General features: G+C 64.2%; 16 protein-coding genes. 9 read left to right on the top strand and 7 right to left on the bottom strand.

Going from position 1 to position 16,003, the window contains the following annotated elements:
• The first annotated feature begins 3 nt into the window (after positions 1–3).
• From F6X61_RS06565 to F6X61_RS06550, 4 genes are all read left to right on the top strand, one after another.
• Positions 4–1,539: an inactive transglutaminase family protein gene (locus F6X61_RS06565; RefSeq protein ID WP_153785909.1), complete on the top strand. Its 1,536-nt coding sequence runs from the start codon at positions 4–6 to the stop codon at positions 1,537–1,539.
• Positions 1,539–2,519 carry an alpha-L-glutamate ligase-like protein gene (locus F6X61_RS06560; RefSeq protein WP_153785908.1) on the top strand — a complete coding sequence of 327 codons (981 nt, stop codon included), beginning with the start codon at positions 1,539–1,541 and terminating at the stop codon, positions 2,517–2,519. The genes F6X61_RS06565 and F6X61_RS06560 overlap by 1 nt, the downstream gene beginning before the upstream one ends.
• A 184-nt stretch (positions 2,520–2,703) precedes the next feature.
• Entirely contained in the window at positions 2,704–4,047 is a 1,344-nt protein-coding gene (pabB, locus tag F6X61_RS06555; protein WP_153785907.1) for an aminodeoxychorismate synthase component I, read from the top strand.
• Between the two features lie 119 nt (positions 4,048–4,166).
• Positions 4,167–4,901 carry a phosphoadenylyl-sulfate reductase gene (locus F6X61_RS06550; RefSeq protein ID WP_125463486.1) on the top strand — a complete coding sequence of 245 codons (735 nt, stop codon included), beginning with the start codon at positions 4,167–4,169 and terminating at the stop codon, positions 4,899–4,901.
• Positions 4,902–4,952: 51 nt separating this feature from the next.
• On the opposite strand, the gene cysB is transcribed toward F6X61_RS06550, so the two are convergent.
• From cysB to F6X61_RS06535, 3 genes are all read right to left on the bottom strand, one after another.
• On the bottom strand, positions 4,953–5,927 hold the full coding sequence (gene cysB / locus F6X61_RS06545; RefSeq protein WP_011533140.1) for an HTH-type transcriptional regulator CysB: 975 nt from the start codon (positions 5,925–5,927) through the stop codon (positions 4,953–4,955).
• A 114-nt stretch (positions 5,928–6,041) separates the two neighbouring features.
• The gene (locus F6X61_RS06540) at positions 6,042–6,551 is read right to left on the bottom strand and encodes a universal stress protein (protein ID WP_153785906.1); all 510 of its coding nucleotides are present in this window, start codon (positions 6,549–6,551) and stop codon (positions 6,042–6,044) included.
• Positions 6,552–6,645: 94 nt separating this feature from the next.
• A complete protein-coding gene (locus tag F6X61_RS06535; protein ID WP_153785905.1) occupies positions 6,646–7,593 on the bottom strand; it encodes a putative 2-dehydropantoate 2-reductase in 948 nt (315 codons plus the stop codon).
• 111 nt (positions 7,594–7,704) lie between these two features.
• Between F6X61_RS06535 and F6X61_RS06530 the strand changes: the two genes are divergently transcribed.
• Positions 7,705–8,136 carry a PilZ domain-containing protein gene (locus F6X61_RS06530; RefSeq protein WP_153785904.1) on the top strand — a complete coding sequence of 144 codons (432 nt, stop codon included), beginning with the start codon at positions 7,705–7,707 and terminating at the stop codon, positions 8,134–8,136.
• Positions 8,137–8,296: 160 nt separating this feature from the next.
• Positions 8,297–9,373, top strand: a complete 1,077-nt coding sequence (locus tag F6X61_RS06525) for a 3-deoxy-7-phosphoheptulonate synthase (protein ID WP_125463482.1) — start codon at positions 8,297–8,299, stop codon at positions 9,371–9,373.
• A gap of 60 nt (positions 9,374–9,433) precedes the next feature.
• Here F6X61_RS06525 and F6X61_RS06520 read toward each other — a convergent pair whose 3' ends face one another.
• Positions 9,434–9,715, bottom strand: a complete 282-nt coding sequence (locus tag F6X61_RS06520; protein ID WP_110994199.1) for a GNAT family N-acetyltransferase — start codon at positions 9,713–9,715, stop codon at positions 9,434–9,436.
• Positions 9,716–10,360: 645 nt separating this feature from the next.
• On the opposite strand from F6X61_RS06520, the gene oprI reads away from it, so the two are divergent.
• Complete coding sequence (oprI, locus tag F6X61_RS06515; RefSeq protein ID WP_003259780.1) at positions 10,361–10,612, top strand: outer membrane lipoprotei OprI; 252 nt, start codon at positions 10,361–10,363, stop codon at positions 10,610–10,612.
• Between the two features lie 128 nt (positions 10,613–10,740).
• On the opposite strand, the gene F6X61_RS06510 is transcribed toward oprI, so the two are convergent.
• From F6X61_RS06510 to F6X61_RS06500, 3 genes are all read right to left on the bottom strand, one after another.
• Positions 10,741–11,715: a L,D-transpeptidase family protein gene (locus F6X61_RS06510; protein WP_153785903.1), complete on the bottom strand. Its 975-nt coding sequence runs from the start codon at positions 11,713–11,715 to the stop codon at positions 10,741–10,743.
• Between the two features lie 106 nt (positions 11,716–11,821).
• Positions 11,822–12,103 carry a hypothetical protein gene (locus F6X61_RS06505; protein WP_125463480.1) on the bottom strand — a complete coding sequence of 94 codons (282 nt, stop codon included), beginning with the start codon at positions 12,101–12,103 and terminating at the stop codon, positions 11,822–11,824.
• Between the two features lie 58 nt (positions 12,104–12,161).
• Positions 12,162–12,767, bottom strand: a complete 606-nt coding sequence (locus F6X61_RS06500; protein WP_153785902.1) for an arylesterase — start codon at positions 12,765–12,767, stop codon at positions 12,162–12,164.
• Between the two features lie 10 nt (positions 12,768–12,777).
• Here F6X61_RS06500 and F6X61_RS06495 point away from each other — a divergent pair, with 10 nt between their 5' ends.
• Positions 12,778–13,461, top strand: a complete 684-nt coding sequence (locus F6X61_RS06495) for an ABC transporter ATP-binding protein (RefSeq protein ID WP_153785901.1) — start codon at positions 12,778–12,780, stop codon at positions 13,459–13,461.
• The gene (locus F6X61_RS06490; RefSeq protein ID WP_153785900.1) at positions 13,461–15,968 is read left to right on the top strand and encodes an ABC transporter permease; all 2,508 of its coding nucleotides are present in this window, start codon (positions 13,461–13,463) and stop codon (positions 15,966–15,968) included. Before F6X61_RS06495 ends, F6X61_RS06490 begins: the two co-directional genes overlap by 1 nt.
• Positions 15,969–16,003: the final 35 nt, after the last annotated feature.

The following is a 16,003-nucleotide window of genomic DNA, read 5'->3' as shown; positions in this document are numbered from 1 at the left end:
CCGATGCGCTCTCTTACCCTTCACCTGAAAGTCCTGATCACCGTCCTGGTGTTGCTGGGCGTCGCGGTCACGGCCTACCAGATCTTCTTCCTCGGCATTCCGGTGACCGAGGACGAGACCGATGACCTGTGGAACATCGACGCCAAGGTCGAGTTCGTCGCCAGCACCAAGGACCCGGTCAAGGTGCAGATGTTCGTGCCCCCGCTCAACCGTGACTATGTCAGCCTCAACGAGAGCTTCATCTCCAACAACTACGGGGTGAGCGTCAATCGGGTCGATGGCAACCGCAAGGTGACCTGGTCGGCGCGCCGCGCCAGCGGCAACCAGACGCTGTACTACCGCCTGGTGCTGACCAAGCGCTACAGCGCCGAAAAGACCAAGATCAAGGGCCCGACCTTCCGTGACAGCCTGGCCATCGAAGGCCCCGAGAAGCTGGCCGCCGAAGCGCTGATGGCGCCGATCCGCCAGCACTCGGCCGACGTCGAGACCTTCGTCGGCGAGACCATCAAACGTGTCAACAATCTCAACGACGACAACGTCAAGCTGCTGTTGGCCGGCGACACCTCGACGATGAAGAAGGCGCAGATCATCGACCTGCTGCTGTCCATCGCCCATGTGCCGCTGGAGAAAGTGCACACCATCCGCCTGGTGGCCGACACCCCGCAAACCCCTGAGCTTTGGCTGCGCAGCTTCAACGGCAACGACTGGCTGTACTTCAACCCGGACACCGGCGAACAGGGCCTGCCCAGCGACCGCCTGCTGTGGTGGACCGGTGACGACAACCTGATCACCGTCGATGGCGGCAAGAAGGCCAACGTCACCTTCAGCATGAATAACAGCGAGATGAACGCCATCCGTCTGGCCAAGCTGACCGACGAGAACACCGACGCCGACTTCCTCGAGTACTCGCTGTACGGCCTGCCGCTGCAGACCCAGCAGACCTTCATGATCATGGTGATGATCCCGATCGGTGTGCTGGTGATCCTGGTGCTGCGCAACCTGATCGGCCTGCAGACCCTGGGCACCTTCACCCCGGTGCTGATCGCCCTGGCCTTCCGCGAGACGCAACTGGGCTTCGGCATCATGCTGTTCACGGTGATCACCGCGCTGGGCCTGTCGCTACGCTCCTATCTTGAACACCTGAAGCTGCAGATGCTGCCGCGCCTTTCGGTGGTGCTGACCTTCGTCGTGGTACTGATCGCCGCCATCAGCCTGTTCAGCCACAAGCTGGGCCTGGAGCGCGGCCTGTCGGTGGCGCTGTTCCCGATGGTGATCCTGACCATGACCATCGAGCGCCTGTCGATCACCTGGGAAGAGCGTGGCGGCGGCCATGCAATGAAGGTGGCCATCGGCACCCTGTTCGCCGCATCGGTCGCACACCTGCTGATGACCGTGCCGGAGCTGACCTACTTCGTCTTCACCTTCCCGGCGGTACTGCTGATCCTGGTGGGCTTCATGCTGGCGATGGGTCGCTACCGCGGCTACCGCCTGACCGAGCTCGTGCGCTTCAAGGCATTCCTGAAGAAGGCTGACGCCTGATGTTCGGCCTGATCAAGACATGGAAAGCCCTGGAGGCCCGGGGCATCATGGGTATCAACCGGCGTAACGCGGACTACGTACTCAAGTACAACAAGCGCAGCCTGTACCCGATCGTCGACGACAAGATCATCACCAAGGAGCGCGCGCTGGCGGCCGGCATCCATGTGCCGGAGATGTACGGCATCATCGAGACCGAAAAGCAGATCGAGAAGCTCCACGAGATCATCGGCGAGCGCACCGACTTCGTCATCAAGCCGGCACAGGGTGCTGGCGGCGACGGTATCCTGGTGATCGCCGACCGCTTCGAGGAGCGCTACCGCACGGTCTCCGGCAAGATCATCAGCCACGAAGAGATCGAGCACCAGATCTCCAGCATCCTCACCGGCCTGTACTCGCTGGGCGGGCACCGTGACCGCGCGCTGATCGAGTACCGGGTCACCCCGGACCAGATCTTCAAGAGCATCAGCTACGAGGGCGTACCGGACATCCGCATCATCGTGCTGATGGGCTACCCGGTGATGGCCATGCTGCGCCTGCCGACCCGCCAGTCCGGCGGCAAGGCCAACCTGCACCAGGGCGCCATCGGCGTAGGCGTCGACCTGAGCACGGGGATGACCCTGCGCGGCACCTGGCTGAACAAGATCATCAGCAAGCACCCGGACACCACCAACGCGGTGGACGGTGTGCAGTTGCCGAACTGGGACGGTTTCATGAAGCTTGCCGCCAGTTGCTACGAGCTGTGTGGCCTGGGCTACATCGGCGTGGACATGGTGCTGGACCAGGACAAGGGACCGCTGATCCTCGAGCTCAACGCCCGCCCCGGCCTGAACATCCAGATCGCCAACGACTGCGGGCTGACCCAGCGCACCCACGCCATCGAGGCACACATCGAGGCGTTGGCCAAAGAAGGCCGCACCGAGAGCGCTGAAGAACGGGTAAAAGTGGCGCAAGGCCTGTTCGGGCACGTGCACACAGGTTGAACCGTGGGAGCGGGCTTGCCCCGCGATAGCGTAGCCAGGCCAAGCCCCAATCGCGGGGCAAGCCCGCTCCCACGATGTGCTGGAACGCCTCTGCACAACATGTGAATGTCGCCACCAGTGCTAGGCGCATTTCCTACACGGGTCTACAATCGCCCTCCTCGCTTTTTCATCGCCGTCCATTCTGATGCCGACCTGTACGCTCCACCCCCTGCCCTACCAGCCCGACCCCGCGCACTACTTCGCACGCCTGCGCATAGCGCCCGGTGCGATCCTGCTCGACAGCGCGCGCCCCAACGCCGAACGTGGCCGCTTCGACCTGCTCAGCGCCTGGCCGCTGCAGCACCTGCAAGCGCAAACGGCAGAGTCGGGCCAGGCGTACCTGCAGCGACTACGCCGGGCACTGGCAGAGCTGGGGACGGCACAGCTGCCCGACGGCGTGGAGCTGCCCTTTGCCGGCGGCCTGATCGGCTACCTGAGCTACGACTTCGGCCGCCGCCTGGAGCAACTGCCCACACAGGCGGACGATGACCTGGGGCTGCCGGACGCGCAGCTCGGCCTGTATGCCTGGGCACTGGTCAGCGACCACCATGCGCGCACCAGCCAACTGGTGTTTCACCCCAGCCTCCAAGCCACTGAACGGCAGCGCCTGGTGCAGCTGTTCGAAGCTCCAGCCCAGGCCGACAGCGGCAAATTCGCGCTGCTGGCACCCATGGCGGGCGACCTGTCCGCGGCGCAATACCGTGCAGCGTTCGACAAGGTCCAGCAGTACATCCAGGCGGGCGACTGCTACCAGATCAACCTGACCCAACGCTTTAGTGCGCCCTGCCAGGGCGACCCGTGGCACGCCTACCAGGCCCTGCGCGCCGCATGCCCGACGCCGTTTTCCGGCTATCAGCAGCTGGACGCCGGCACGGCGCTGCTGAGCTTCTCCCCGGAGCGCTTCGTGCGCGTCAGCCAGGGCGAAGTCGAAACCCGCCCGATCAAGGGCACCCGGCCGCGCGGCGCCGACCCGCTGGCAGATGCGCGCAACGCTGCCGAATTGCTGGCCAGCCCCAAGGATCGCTCAGAGAACCTGATGATCGTCGACCTGCTGCGCAACGACATCGGCCGTACCTGCCAGATCGGCTCGGTGAAGGTGCCGGAGCTGTTCAGCCTGGAGAGCTACCCCAATGTCCATCACCTGGTCAGCAGCATCACCGGGCGCCTGGCACCCGGCAAGGACGCGCTCGACCTGATCGGCGGCAGCTTCCCGGGCGGCTCGATCACCGGCGCGCCGAAGATCCGGGCGATGCAGATCATCGATGAGCTGGAGCCCACCCGCCGGGCGCTGTATTGCGGCTCGCTGCTGTACATCGACGTACGCGGCGAGATGGACAGCTCCATCGCCATCCGCAGCCTGCTGGTCAAGGACGGCCAGGTCAGTTGTTGGGGCGGCGGCGCGGTGGTGGCCGACTCCGACTGGCAGGCCGAGTACGAAGAATCGATCGCCAAGGTGCGGGTGCTGATGGAGACCTTGCAGGGCCTGTAAAGCATCGCGGCGCCCCGACTTGCCCCGCGATTACGGCGCGACAGGTCTACCCCGCCATTTTTTGTTACCATCAGCTCACTACGAGCGCACAGCGCCACTCACCCGATGGAAACCGCCTGATGAGCCAACCCTTCGACGTCGCCGCCCTGGCCGCGACCTATGCCAGCAAGTCCCCGCAGGAGATCCTCAAGCTCGCCTTCGAACACTTCGGCGACGACCTGTGGATCTCGTTCAGCGGCGCCGAGGACGTGGTGCTGGTGGACATGGCCTGGAAACTGAACAAGCAGGTCAAGGTATTCAGCCTCGACACCGGGCGCCTGCACCCGGAAACCTACCGTTTCATCGACCAGGTGCGCGAGCACTACAACCTGCCGATCGAAATTCTCAGCCCGGACCGCGACAAGCTCGACCCCTTCGTCCAGCAAAAGGGCCTGTTCAGCTTCTACAAGGACGGCCACGGCGAATGCTGCGGCATCCGCAAGATCGAGCCGCTGCGCCGCAAGCTGGCCACGGTCAGCGCCTGGGCCACCGGCCAGCGCCGCGACCAGAGCCCGGGCACCCGTAGCCAGGTGGCGGCCCTGGAGATCGACGGCGCCTTCTCCACCCCGGAACGCACGCTGTACAAGTTCAACCCGCTGGCGCAGATGAGCAGCGAGGAAGTCTGGGGCTATATCCGCATGCTCGAGCTGCCGTACAACAGCCTGCATGAGCGCGGCTTCATCAGCATCGGCTGCGAGCCGTGCACCCGCCCGGTACTGCCCAACCAGCACGAGCGCGAGGGGCGCTGGTGGTGGGAGGAATCGACGCAGAAAGAATGTGGGCTGCACGCGGGCAACCTGATCAGTAAAGCCTGACGCACAGGCACAAAAAACCGGCCATCAGGCCGGTTTTTTGTGCCTGTGCACTCAGTGCACTGGAAGTTCGACGCCTTCGAACAGCTCTTCGAGCTCCTGCTTGTTGTGGCACTGGATGGCCTTGGCCATGACTTCGCGGGTCAGGTGCGGGGCGAACTTCTCGATGAAATCGCACATGAAGCCGCGCAGGAAGGTGCCGCGACGGAAGCCGATCTTGGTAATGCTGGCCTCGAACAGCTCGCTGGCATCCAGGCACACCAGGTCGCTGTCGAGCTTGGGGTCGACTGCCATCTTGGCCACGATGCCTACGCCCAGGCCCAGACGCACGTAAGTCTTGATCACATCGGCGTCGGCTGCGGTGAACACCACTTTTGGCGTGAGGCCGCGGTGGTTGAAGGCTTCGTCGAGCTTGGAGCGGCCAGTGAAACCGAATACATAGGTAACGATCGGATACTCGGCCACCGCTTCCAGAGTGAGCTTCGGCAACTTGGTCAGCGGGTGCCCCTGGGGCACCACCACACAGCGGTTCCACTTGTAGCACGGCATCATGATCAGGTCGCCGAACAGCTCGAGCGCCTCGGTGGCGATGGCGAAGTCGACGGTGCCGTCGGCGGCCATCTCGGCGATCTGCATCGGCGAGCCCTGGTGCATGTGCAGGGCCACTTCAGGGTACTGCTTGATGAAATTGCTGATCACCGGCGGCAGCGCGTAACGCGCTTGCGTGTGGGTAGTGGCGATCGACAGGGTGCCCTTCTTCTCGTTGGAGAATTCCTGGGCGATCTGCTTGATGCTCTCGACCTTGCGCAGGATCTCGCCGGCGGTATTGATGATGCGCTCACCGGCTGGCGTGACGCGGGTCAGGTGCTTGCCGCTGCGGGCGAAGACTTCGACACCCAGTTCGTCCTCGAGCAGGCGGATCTGCTTGCTGATACCGGGCTGGGAGGTGTACAGGCTTTGCGCCGTCGCGGAAACGTTGAGGTCATGGTGCGCCACTTCCCAGATGTAGCGCAGTTGTTGAAGCTTCATAGATATCCCTCAAAGACGGTAGGCCACCGGCGCACTGGCAGCGACGAGTTATAACTATATTAGTGGCTTGGGAAATAAATCTAGAACTATTTTGTTACTTTTGCCCGAAACTACTTACTCCCTACTTTCCGTTTTCCTACGGCCAAGGTGCTGTGCCAGCGGCACCATGTACACCGGCACCGATGACAGCTGCAGCAGGCGCACCGCCGTGCGGCCAATAGGTACCCCGGCGCCCGCCCCGGCGCTGTGGCTGCCGAAGATCAGCAGGTCGACACTCAGGCGATGCGCCTGCTCGAGGATGACCTGTGCCGGGTCGCCCTGGCGTACCCGCACCGCCTTTATCAGGGCCAGGTCGGCCTCCTCACCCAATTCGTCGCGAAAATTCTCCAGTACCCGCTGCTCGATAGTGGCCATCACCGTGTTGACCCCTTCGCTGTGCAGCGCGTCCAGGGTTTGCTCATCGAGGTAACTCTGCAGCAGGGATTCGGCAAACTGGCCCATGGGCTCGACTGCGTGGATCACGTAAAGCTCTGCGTTGAAGGTGCGCGCCAGGGCCAGGGCGTGCTGCATGACGAAAGGTGCGTACACACCGAGGTCGGTGGCGTACAGCATGGTGCGGATCATTCGGCCTCCTCGACTGCCGCTACGGCAGAGCAAGGTTGAGCTTAGCAGCGCCACCGGGCGCCGCTGTGCCGTCCGGCGCGGGCTGCAGGGGTGCTCAAACTTGCCGGTTACGTCGGTCGATGAAGGCCAGCGCCTGGTGCAAAGCCTCGATCCGCGGCAGTCGGCAACCGGCCGCATGGGCCCTTGCCAGCGGCTCGGCATAGATGGCCTGCAACTCCAGCGGCCGCTGTGCGGCGTGGTCGTGATACATGCTCGGCCAGTAGTCCGGCATCTGCTCGGTCACCCGGAACAGATGCTCGGCGTACCCGTCAGGCAACACCTGCCCGCAAGCACGGGCACCTTCGACCACTTCAGCCATCAAGGCCTGGATCAGCACCCGGCTGTCAGGATCGCTCATCAGAGGCGTAGTGCTGGCGTTGAGCAGCACCGCAAGACCGTTGTACGGCACGTTCCACACCAGTTTCTGCCAGCGCGCCTGGTTGAGGTCGAGCATGGCCTGCGAGTCGACGCCGGCGGCTCGGAACAGCTCGGCGCCCTCTTTCACCACCGCCAGCCCGGCATCTTGCGCCGGCCCGCTGTGGTAGCCGAGGTTGACCGCACCCAGCGCCTGATGGCGGACTACCCCGGGGCGTTCGCGGTTAACGCAGATGAAGCACAGGCCACCGAGCAAGTGCATGTCCGGGCGCAGTGCCGGGCGCAGCTGCTCTTCCACCCCCAGGCCGTTCTGCAGCAATACCACCTTGGCGCCGGGCGCCGCCGCCTGCACGATCGATGGCGCCAGCTCAGCATTGCTGGTGGCCTTGGCGCCCACCAGCAGCCAATCGCACGGCGGCATGTCGGCAGCACTGGCGTAAGCCTGGACCTGCTGATGCAACTGGCCGTGCAGCGCGCTGTCGAGTGTCAGCCCGTGCTCGCGCACCGTGGCGTACTCGCTGCGCAGCAAAAAATGCACATCGAAGCCAGCGCGGGCCAGCATCAGGCCATAAAAGCCACCAATGGCCCCACTGCCAATGATGCCGATGCGAGTAGTGCGAACCTGCATGCCTTCTCTCCTTCGTGTGTGTTCGTCGGTTTTTAGCACGTAAATCAGCCGGTTTTCGATCCCTCACTATACTGGGGCAAAGAAGGTCAAATAATCGACACGGAGTCGAGCATGTGCGGATACCTGCCTCATCCGGATGACATCCCGGTCGAACTCACCCTTCGCCCCACATCCAGCCTGTTTCGTCGCCACCTCTACACCCAGGGCCTCGGCGGCATCGCCTGCAACCAACCACGCGCCTACCGTCGCGGCACTGCCGTCGAGGTGCTGATCCCTTCATTGGGGCTGGACGCACATTACCCCGGCTACGTCGCCTGGTGCCAACGGCTTGACCAGGGCTATCGAGTGGGTGTGGCGTTCACCGACAGCCAGGCGCTGTTCGGTGCACGCATGGGCGAGCAGGCCTGCCAGATCCAGCACTATTGCCAGGAGCACGCCCAGGCTGACCTTGACAGCAGCGCGGCGCAACAGTTGGCCGCGCAGTGGATCAGCCTGCACGCGGAGGCCTTTTCCGAGGCCAGCCTGGGCACCCCCACCCCCTGAATCACCGCTCCACCCGCAAAAACCCAGTATCGACGGGCCCCAGCCCATTGTCCCGCCCCCGCTAACGCGTTAAGGTTCGGCCTCCCCGCTGCGAACAATCTGCTGCTGGGCCGCACGGGGATTGCTGGCGGCCGGCACCCGTGACCTGACGAGTAACACGATGGCTGATTTACCGATCGATGACTTGAACGTTGCCTCCAACGAGACCTTGATCACCCCTGATCAGCTCAAGAAGGAAATCCCTCTCAGCGCCAAAGCCCTGCAGACCGTGACTGCCGGCCGCGAAGTGGTGCGCAATATCCTCGACGGCAAGGACCACCGCCTGTTCGTAGTGGTCGGCCCGTGCTCCATCCATGACATCAAGGCTGCCCACGAATATGCCGAACGCCTGAAAGTACTGGCCGAGGAAGTCTCGGACACCCTGTACCTGGTGATGCGCGTGTACTTCGAGAAGCCACGCACCACCGTAGGCTGGAAAGGCCTGATCAACGACCCCTACCTGGACGACTCGTTCAAGATCCAGGACGGCCTGCACATTGGTCGCAAGCTGCTGCTCGATCTCGCGGAAATGGGCCTGCCCACCGCCACCGAAGCACTGGACCCGATCTCCCCGCAGTACCTGCAGGACCTGATCAGTTGGTCGGCCATCGGCGCACGCACCACCGAATCGCAGACTCACCGCGAAATGGCTTCGGGCCTGTCTTCGGCGGTCGGCTTCAAGAACGGCACCGACGGCGGCCTGACCGTGGCGATCAACGCCTTGCAGTCGGTCTCCAAGCCGCACCGCTTCCTGGGGATCAACCAGGAAGGCGGCGTGTCGATCGTCACCACCAAAGGCAACGCCTATGGCCACGTGGTACTGCGCGGCGGCAACGGCAAGCCCAACTATGATTCGGTCAGCGTCGCCCTGTGCGAGCAGGACCTGGCCAAGGCGAAGATCAAGGCCAACATCATGGTCGACTGCAGCCACGCCAACTCCAACAAGGACCCGGCCCTGCAGCCGCTGGTCATGGAAAACGTGGCCAACCAGATCCTCGAAGGCAACCAGTCGATCATCGGCCTGATGGTCGAGAGCCACCTGAACTGGGGCTGCCAGGCCATTCCGAAGAACCTGGACGAGCTGCAGTATGGCGTTTCCGTGACCGACGCCTGCATTGACTGGGCGGCCACCGAAAAAACCCTGCGCAGCATGCACGCCAAGCTCAAGGATGTGCTGCCGCAGCGCCAGCGCGGCTAAACCTTGCGCACATGAAAACGCCGGGCAATGCCCGGCGTTTTCATGTATAGGGTAAAGTTTTCAGGCCTTGCTCGAGTGACGCTGCTGACGCTCCATGTAGCGCTCGACGTACGAACAGGACGGGATGACGGTGTAACCCATCTGCTCGGCGTACTCCAGTGCCTTTTCGGTCAAGGCGGCGGCGATGCCGCGCCCGCGCAGGGCGTTGGGCACGAAGGTGCGGTAGATGTCCAGCGTCTGCTTGCCCAGGTCCATGTACGTGAGGTACGCCCGGTGACCGTCCACATTGGTCTCGAATTGATGACCCGCCTGGTCATGGTGGATGGTCAGCGTCTCGCTCATCACTACTCCTCGCAGGTCTTGTCGGCAGACCCATACCTTACCGATGTGTTTATGTCCGGCGGGGAACCTCTGCGCCACCTCTAGGTTTTGTACGAAAAGTGCCTGCGCGACGATCATGCTGCGTTGAAAACAGGCTCGGAATGCTCATTTGCAGCCAGCAAACTCCGCTTCCTCGCCTGTTTTCGCCTTGCCTGATCGCCGCTCGGCGACTTTTCGTACCAAACCTAGCCCCTTGGACAGCTGCACGACCTTGATCGTTCTGCCCCTGGGCACCTACAAATAGTAGGCGGCACAAGCGGGGTTGCTCAAGCGGCCGGACTGAAAATCCAACAGCGCGGTTTTGCCACACTGGCCTGGCAGCATGATACGCGCCGAATGCTCTTTGGGCTAAGACGCTCAGCGACAGTTGAAGTCACCCTTAGTTCAACAAAAAAGTTCCCACCCTACAATCGCTTGCGTGCGTCTCACACAATTTTCACAGATGGCCTGCACAGCCCGTCACTGCTGTCCGCTCGCGACATTTTTTTTGCAGTTCTTGCGCTCTGTCAGTTTACTTACTACAAGTAATGGGTACTATGTACGCCGGCCAGTTTCTCTTTTCCGAGAGATGGCTATTTAAATAGAAAGTCCTTGAAGGGGAACACGATGAACAACGTTCTGAAATTCTCTGCTCTGGCCCTGGCCGCAGTTCTGGCTACCGGTTGCAGCAGCGTCTCCAAAGAAACCGAAGCTCGCCTGACCGCTACCGAAGACGCAGCAGCTCGCGCCCAGGCTCGTGCAGACGAAGCCTACCGCAAAGCTGACGACGCTCTGGCAGCTGCTCAGAAGGCTCAGCAAACTGCTGACGAAGCCAACGAGCGCGCTCTGCGTATGCTGGATAAAGCCAGCCGCAAGTAATAATCCTCACGGATTGTTAAGAAGCCGACCCACTTGTGGGTCGGCTTTTTTATTGCCTGGTGAAAGGCTGTGCGCACAAACGAAAAAGGCCTGCACTAAGGCAGGCCTCTTTACGAGTCGCAAATGGCTTACTGCAGTTCGGCTGGGATGCTCGAGACCACCGGCGCGGTACCACCATTGACCGGGACGGCGATTTCAACCGGCATGCCATCTTCGGCAGCGACCACATCACGCACCATGTCCCAGTTCATGCGCAAGTTGTTGGCCAGGTCCTCACGCTTGAGCAGCGCGTTGATGACTGCGGTGTGCTTGTCGACCACCGACGGGTTGCCTTGGTCATCCAGCGGCGTGTGCGCCTCGAGATAGACTTTGCCGCCACTGACGCCGAACTTGTAAGGCTCGTTGATGATGCGAACCGAGGTGTTTACCGGGACCATCTTCGACAGGGTCAACACGTTGTTATTGAGCATGCGGAAGCAACCGTGACTGGTGCGCATGCCAATACCGAACTTCTTGTTCGAACCGTGGATCAGGTAGCCCGGCACGCCCAAGGTGAACTTGAACGGCCCCAGCGGGTTGTCCGGACCGGCCGGTACCACCGCGGGCAGGATGTCGCCATCGGCAGCGTGCTCCTTGCGAATGGAGGCAGGTGGCGTCCAGGTCGGGTTCGGGGTCTTGGCGGTGATGCGGGTATTGGCAATTGGCGAGCCCCAACCTTCGCGACCGATGCCCAGCGGGAACGTATGCACCACGTTCTGCCCTTTCGGGTAGTAGTAGAGGCGGTACTCGGCGAGGTTGATGACGATGCCTTCACGCGGCCCGGGCGGCAGGACGTAGCGCGTGGGCAGGATGATCTCGGTACCGGCGCCCGGCAACCAGGGGTCGACACCCGGGTTGGCGGCGATCATTTCGAGGTAGCCCAGGTCGTTGGCGGTACCGATGTCGGCGAAGGTGTCTTCGTACTTGGCCTTGATCACCCGAACCTGGCCGACGACGTCTTCACCAGGAGGGGGCAACGGCAGCTCCAGCGCAACGGCGGGACCGGCTACCAGCAGGGCAGCCAGGGACAGGTTACGGGTGACGGCGGGAAAGCGCGGCAACATCCGGTAAATCCTTCGAAAGGTCAGTCAAGGGAGTCGATTGTACACCTGTGCACCAGCGAGCGGGAGGCGTTGGCGGCGGGCAAGCGTTTCAGATGATGAAAGGTGCTCAGAGCTCCGGCCAGACCGGGCGCATGCCGTGGCGCTGGGCATCGAGGATGGCCTTGCACAGCGCGCACAGGCGCTCGTCGCGGTAGATGGCGCGCTCCACCACCGACCAGCGCGGTTGCGCCGGCAGCAGGCCGCCGCACAGGGTACGGTCGGCCGGCACACCCAGCTCCAGCTGGCGGGCTGCCAGGTGTACGCGGATCTCCTGGCAGGCGAACAGGTCGAGCTGCTCGTCGGGCTCGATCAGTTGATAGGCGTACAGGGACCAGGCGGGGCGGGGCATCGGGGGCACTCGAATCGGGGGGCGCAACATTAGCCGAAAGCGGCCCCCGATAAAAGCGTCACAGCAAGGGTTTTATCGCCGGCCAGGCATTTTCCAGCAAACGCTGCTGGGCACCCTGGGCGGGATGAATACCATCGGCCTGCATCATCTCCGGCACCCCGCCGATGCCCTCGAGGAAGAACGGCACCAACGCCACGTTTTTCTCGCCGGCCAGTTGCTCGTAGACCCGGGCGAACGCCGTCGTGTAGCGCACGCCATAATTGGGCGGCAGGCGCATGCCCAGCAACACCACCTTTGCCCCCGCCTCACGGGCATCGTCGATCATCGAGGCAAGATTTTGTTGCAATTGCTGGGGAGGCTGCCCGCGCAGGCCATCATTACCCCCCAGCTCCAGCACCACCAGGCCCGGCTTGTGCGCTGCAAGCAGCGCCGGCAGCCGCGCCTGGCCACCGGCACTGGTGTCGCCGCTGATCGAAGCATTGACCACCTGATCGTCAAAACCCTCGCGCTGCAGGCGTTGCTGCAGGAGTGCGACCCACCCCTGGCGGGTATCCAGGCCAAAACCGGCGCTGATACTATCGCCGACGACCAGCACCGTTCCTGCCACCGCGCCCTGGGCCAGGCAACACAGGGCCAGACCGGCACTCAACCACCACATTCGCATCGGATTCTCCATGGGCCCCAGCATTCTCGTTGCGCAGAACCTTAGCAAAGTGGTCCCCAGCGCGGAAGGCGACCTGACCATCCTCCACGCACTCTCCCTCGACCTTGCCCAAGGCGACAGCCTGGCCATCGTCGGCGCCTCCGGCTCAGGCAAGTCCACCCTGCTCGGCCTGCTCGCCGGGCTTGATCGCCCCAGCGCCGGCAGCGTCATCCTGGCCGGCCAAGACCTCGGCCCGCTCGATGAAGACCAGCGCGCCCGGGTACGCGCCGAACACGTCGGTTTCGTGTTTCAGTCATTCCAGTTGCTCGACAGCCTCAATGCCCTGGAAAACGTGATGCTGCCGCTGGAACTCGACGGCCGCCGCGATGCCCGCGAGCAGGCCCGCAACCTGCTCGAGCGAGTCGGCCTGGGCAAACGCTTGAGCCACACCCCACGCCAGCTTTCCGGCGGCGAACAGCAACGGGTGGCGATCGCCCGCGCGTTCGCCGCGCAACCTGCGGTGCTGTTTGCCGATGAACCCACCGGCAACCTCGACAGCCACACCGGCGAGCGCATCAGCGACCTCTTGTTCGAACTGAACCAGGAGCGTGGCACCACGCTGGTACTGGTCACCCACGACGAGCGGCTGGCCAGCCGCTGCCGCCGCCTGATCCGCCTGGATGCCGGCCGCCTGGTCGCGCCCCTGGAGCCCTGATGACCCGTCTGCCCTTCCTGCGCCTGTGCGCGCTCTCGCTGCGCCAGCTGCTGCGCGATGCCCGCGCCAGCGAAGTGCGCGTGTTGTTCTTCGCCCTGCTGGTGGCAGTGGCGGCGAGCACCGCCATCGGCTACTTCGGCAGCCGCCTCAATGGCGCGATGCAGTTGCGCGCCAGTGAATTCCTCGGCGCCGACCTGGTGCTGCAAGGCAGCGCGCCGGCAACCGTGCAGCAGATAGCCGATGGCACCGTGCTGGGCCTGCGCCACGCCCAGGTGGTGGAGTTCACCAGCGTGGTCGGCGGCGACAACGGCATCCAGCTGTCGAGCATCAAGGCTGCCGACGCCGCCTACCCCTTGCGCGGCCAGTTGCGTAGCGCCGCCGCGCCCTATGCCGCAGAGACGCCCGGTGGTGGCCCGGCACCCGGCGAGGCCTGGGTCGAGCCACGCCTGCTGGCGGCGCTCGGGCTGTCGGTGGGCGACAGCATCGATGTGGGCATGAAGACCCTGCGCATGAGCCGCGTGCTGACCTACGAGCCAGACCGCGCCAACAACTTCTACAGCCTCACCCCGCGTGTGCTGATGAACCTTGCCGACCTTGAGGCCACCGGGGTGATCCAGCCTGGCAGCCGGGTCAGCTACCGGGAGCTGTGGCGCGGCGACATCGACGCCCTGGCCCAGTACCGCACAACCGCCGAAGCCAGCCTGGCAGCCAATCAGCGCCTGCTCGACACCCGCGATGGCAACCGTCAGATCGGCGGGGCGCTGGGCAAGGCCGAGCGCTACCTGAACATGGCCAGCCTGGTGGCTGTGCTGCTGGCCGGGGTCGCCGTGGCCCTGTCGGCCAGCCGTTACGCCGCCCGACGCCTGGACGCCAGCGCATTGCTGCGCTGCCTCGGCCTGTCGCGGCACCAGGCGCTGGGGCTGTACTGCCTGCAGCTGGCCATGCTCGGCGCGGTCGCAGCCCTCGGCGGCGCTCTGCTCGGCTGGCTCGCCCAATTGGGCCTGTTCCGCCTGCTCGAAGGCCTGCTGCCCAGCCAACTGCCCCCCGGCGGCCTCGCGCCCGCGCTTGCCGGGATCGGCACCGGGCTGGTGGCGCTGGCCGGTTTCGCCCTGCCGCCACTGGCCGCCCTTGGCCGCGTGCCGCCCTTGCGGGTGCTGCGCCGCGACCTGCTGCCCACGCCAACCAGCAGCTGGCTGGTGTATGGCGCTGCCCTGCTCGCCCTGGGCCTGATCATGTGGCGCCTGAGCCTCGATCTGCTGCTTACCTTCGCCCTGCTGGGGGGCGGCTTGATCGCCGCGCTGCTGCTCGGCGGCCTGCTGCTGCTCGGCTTGCGCAGCCTGCGCCAGCTGCTGGCCGGTGCGCCGCTGGCCTGGCGCCTGGGGCTGGGCCAGCTGTTACGTCATCCACTGGCAGCTGCCGGCCAAGCCTTGGCCTTCGGCCTGATCCTGCTGGCCATGGGCCTGGTAGCACTGCTGCGCGCGGAGCTGCTCGACAACTGGCAGGCGCAGCTGCCCAAGGATGCCCCCAACCATTTCGCCCTGAACATCCTGCCTGATGAACGCCAACCGTTCACTGAGCGCCTGGCGCAGATCAACGCGACCTCCGCGCCGCTGTATCCCGTAATCCCCGGACGCCTGACCCACATCAACGAGCAGCCGGTACGCCAGTTGGTGAGCAAGGAGTCCACCGGCGAGCGGGCGATTCAGCGCGACCTCAGCCTGACCTGGGCTGCCGAGCTGCCCCAGGGCAACGCGCTGAGCGCCGGCAACTGGTGGCAACAGGCGCCGCACGACGCTGCCATACCTGGCGTTTCGGTCGAGGCAGAGCTGGCTCAGAGCCTCAACCTGCAACTGGGCGACCTGCTGACCTTCGACATCGGTGGCCAGCAGCGACAGGCCAGGGTCAGTAGCCTGCGCACGGTGCACTGGGACAGTTTTCAGCCCAACTTCTACATGATCTTCCAGCCTGGGACATTACAGGGCTTGCCCGCCACTTATCTGACCAGCTTCTACCTTGCCCCTGGCCATGATCAGGAAGTCGTCGCGCTGTCACGGGCATTCCCGGCGGCGACCATCCTCCAGGTCGACGCCCTGCTCGGCCAGCTGCGCAGCATCCTCGCCCAGGTGACGCTGGCGGTGGAGTACGTGCTGTTGTTCGTGCTGGCTGCGGGGCTGGCGGTGCTGTTCGCCGGCCTGCAGGCAACCCTCGACGAACGCATCCGCCAGGGCGCCCTGCTGCGCGCCCTGGGGGCCGCAAGGCCGCTGCTGGTCAAGGCCCGGCGTATCGAATTCGGCTTGCTGGGTGCCGTCAGCGGCCTGCTCGCCGCACTGGGTTGCGAGCTGATCACCTGGGCACTGTACCGCTATGCCTTCGATCTGCACTGGGCGCCGCATCCATGGTTGCTGATGCTGCCACTGGCAGGCGCGGTGCTGGTGGGCGCCGCCGGGGTGATCGGCACGCGACGGGCGCTCAACGCCAGCCCGCTGGCGGTACTGCGCGAAGGCTGAACGCTCTGAGGGGCCAGGGGCCTGCCACGCAGCCC

Source organism: Pseudomonas sp. EMN2, from assembly GCF_009650555.1.
In the GTDB taxonomy this organism is placed as follows: Bacteria; Pseudomonadota; Gammaproteobacteria; order Pseudomonadales; family Pseudomonadaceae; genus Aquipseudomonas; species Aquipseudomonas sichuanensis.
This window is presented reverse-complemented; position numbering and strand designations above follow the sequence as displayed.

Coding starts and splice junctions, on each gene's coding strand:
- F6X61_RS06505 (WP_125463480.1), bottom strand. CDS start 12,103: ATGCCCCGCCCCGCCTGGTCCCTGTACGCCTATCAACTGATCGAGCCC.
- F6X61_RS06495 (WP_153785901.1), top strand. CDS start 12,778: ATGGGCCCCAGCATTCTCGTTGCGCAGAACCTTAGCAAAGTGGTCCCC.
- F6X61_RS06490 (WP_153785900.1), top strand. CDS start 13,461: ATGACCCGTCTGCCCTTCCTGCGCCTGTGCGCGCTCTCGCTGCGCCAG.
- F6X61_RS06510 (WP_153785903.1), bottom strand. CDS start 11,715: ATGTTGCCGCGCTTTCCCGCCGTCACCCGTAACCTGTCCCTGGCTGCC.
- F6X61_RS06530 (WP_153785904.1), top strand. CDS start 7,705: ATGTGCGGATACCTGCCTCATCCGGATGACATCCCGGTCGAACTCACC.
- F6X61_RS06540 (WP_153785906.1), bottom strand. CDS start 6,551: ATGATCCGCACCATGCTGTACGCCACCGACCTCGGTGTGTACGCACCT.
- F6X61_RS06565 (WP_153785909.1), top strand. CDS start 4: ATGCGCTCTCTTACCCTTCACCTGAAAGTCCTGATCACCGTCCTGGTG.
- F6X61_RS06520 (WP_110994199.1), bottom strand. CDS start 9,715: ATGAGCGAGACGCTGACCATCCACCATGACCAGGCGGGTCATCAATTC.
- cysB (WP_011533140.1), bottom strand. CDS start 5,927: ATGAAGCTTCAACAACTGCGCTACATCTGGGAAGTGGCGCACCATGAC.
- pabB (WP_153785907.1), top strand. CDS start 2,704: ATGCCGACCTGTACGCTCCACCCCCTGCCCTACCAGCCCGACCCCGCG.
- F6X61_RS06500 (WP_153785902.1), bottom strand. CDS start 12,767: ATGCGAATGTGGTGGTTGAGTGCCGGTCTGGCCCTGTGTTGCCTGGCC.
- oprI (WP_003259780.1), top strand. CDS start 10,361: ATGAACAACGTTCTGAAATTCTCTGCTCTGGCCCTGGCCGCAGTTCTG.
- F6X61_RS06535 (WP_153785905.1), bottom strand. CDS start 7,593: ATGCAGGTTCGCACTACTCGCATCGGCATCATTGGCAGTGGGGCCATT.
- F6X61_RS06560 (WP_153785908.1), top strand. CDS start 1,539: ATGTTCGGCCTGATCAAGACATGGAAAGCCCTGGAGGCCCGGGGCATC.
- F6X61_RS06550 (WP_125463486.1), top strand. CDS start 4,167: ATGAGCCAACCCTTCGACGTCGCCGCCCTGGCCGCGACCTATGCCAGC.
- F6X61_RS06525 (WP_125463482.1), top strand. CDS start 8,297: ATGGCTGATTTACCGATCGATGACTTGAACGTTGCCTCCAACGAGACC.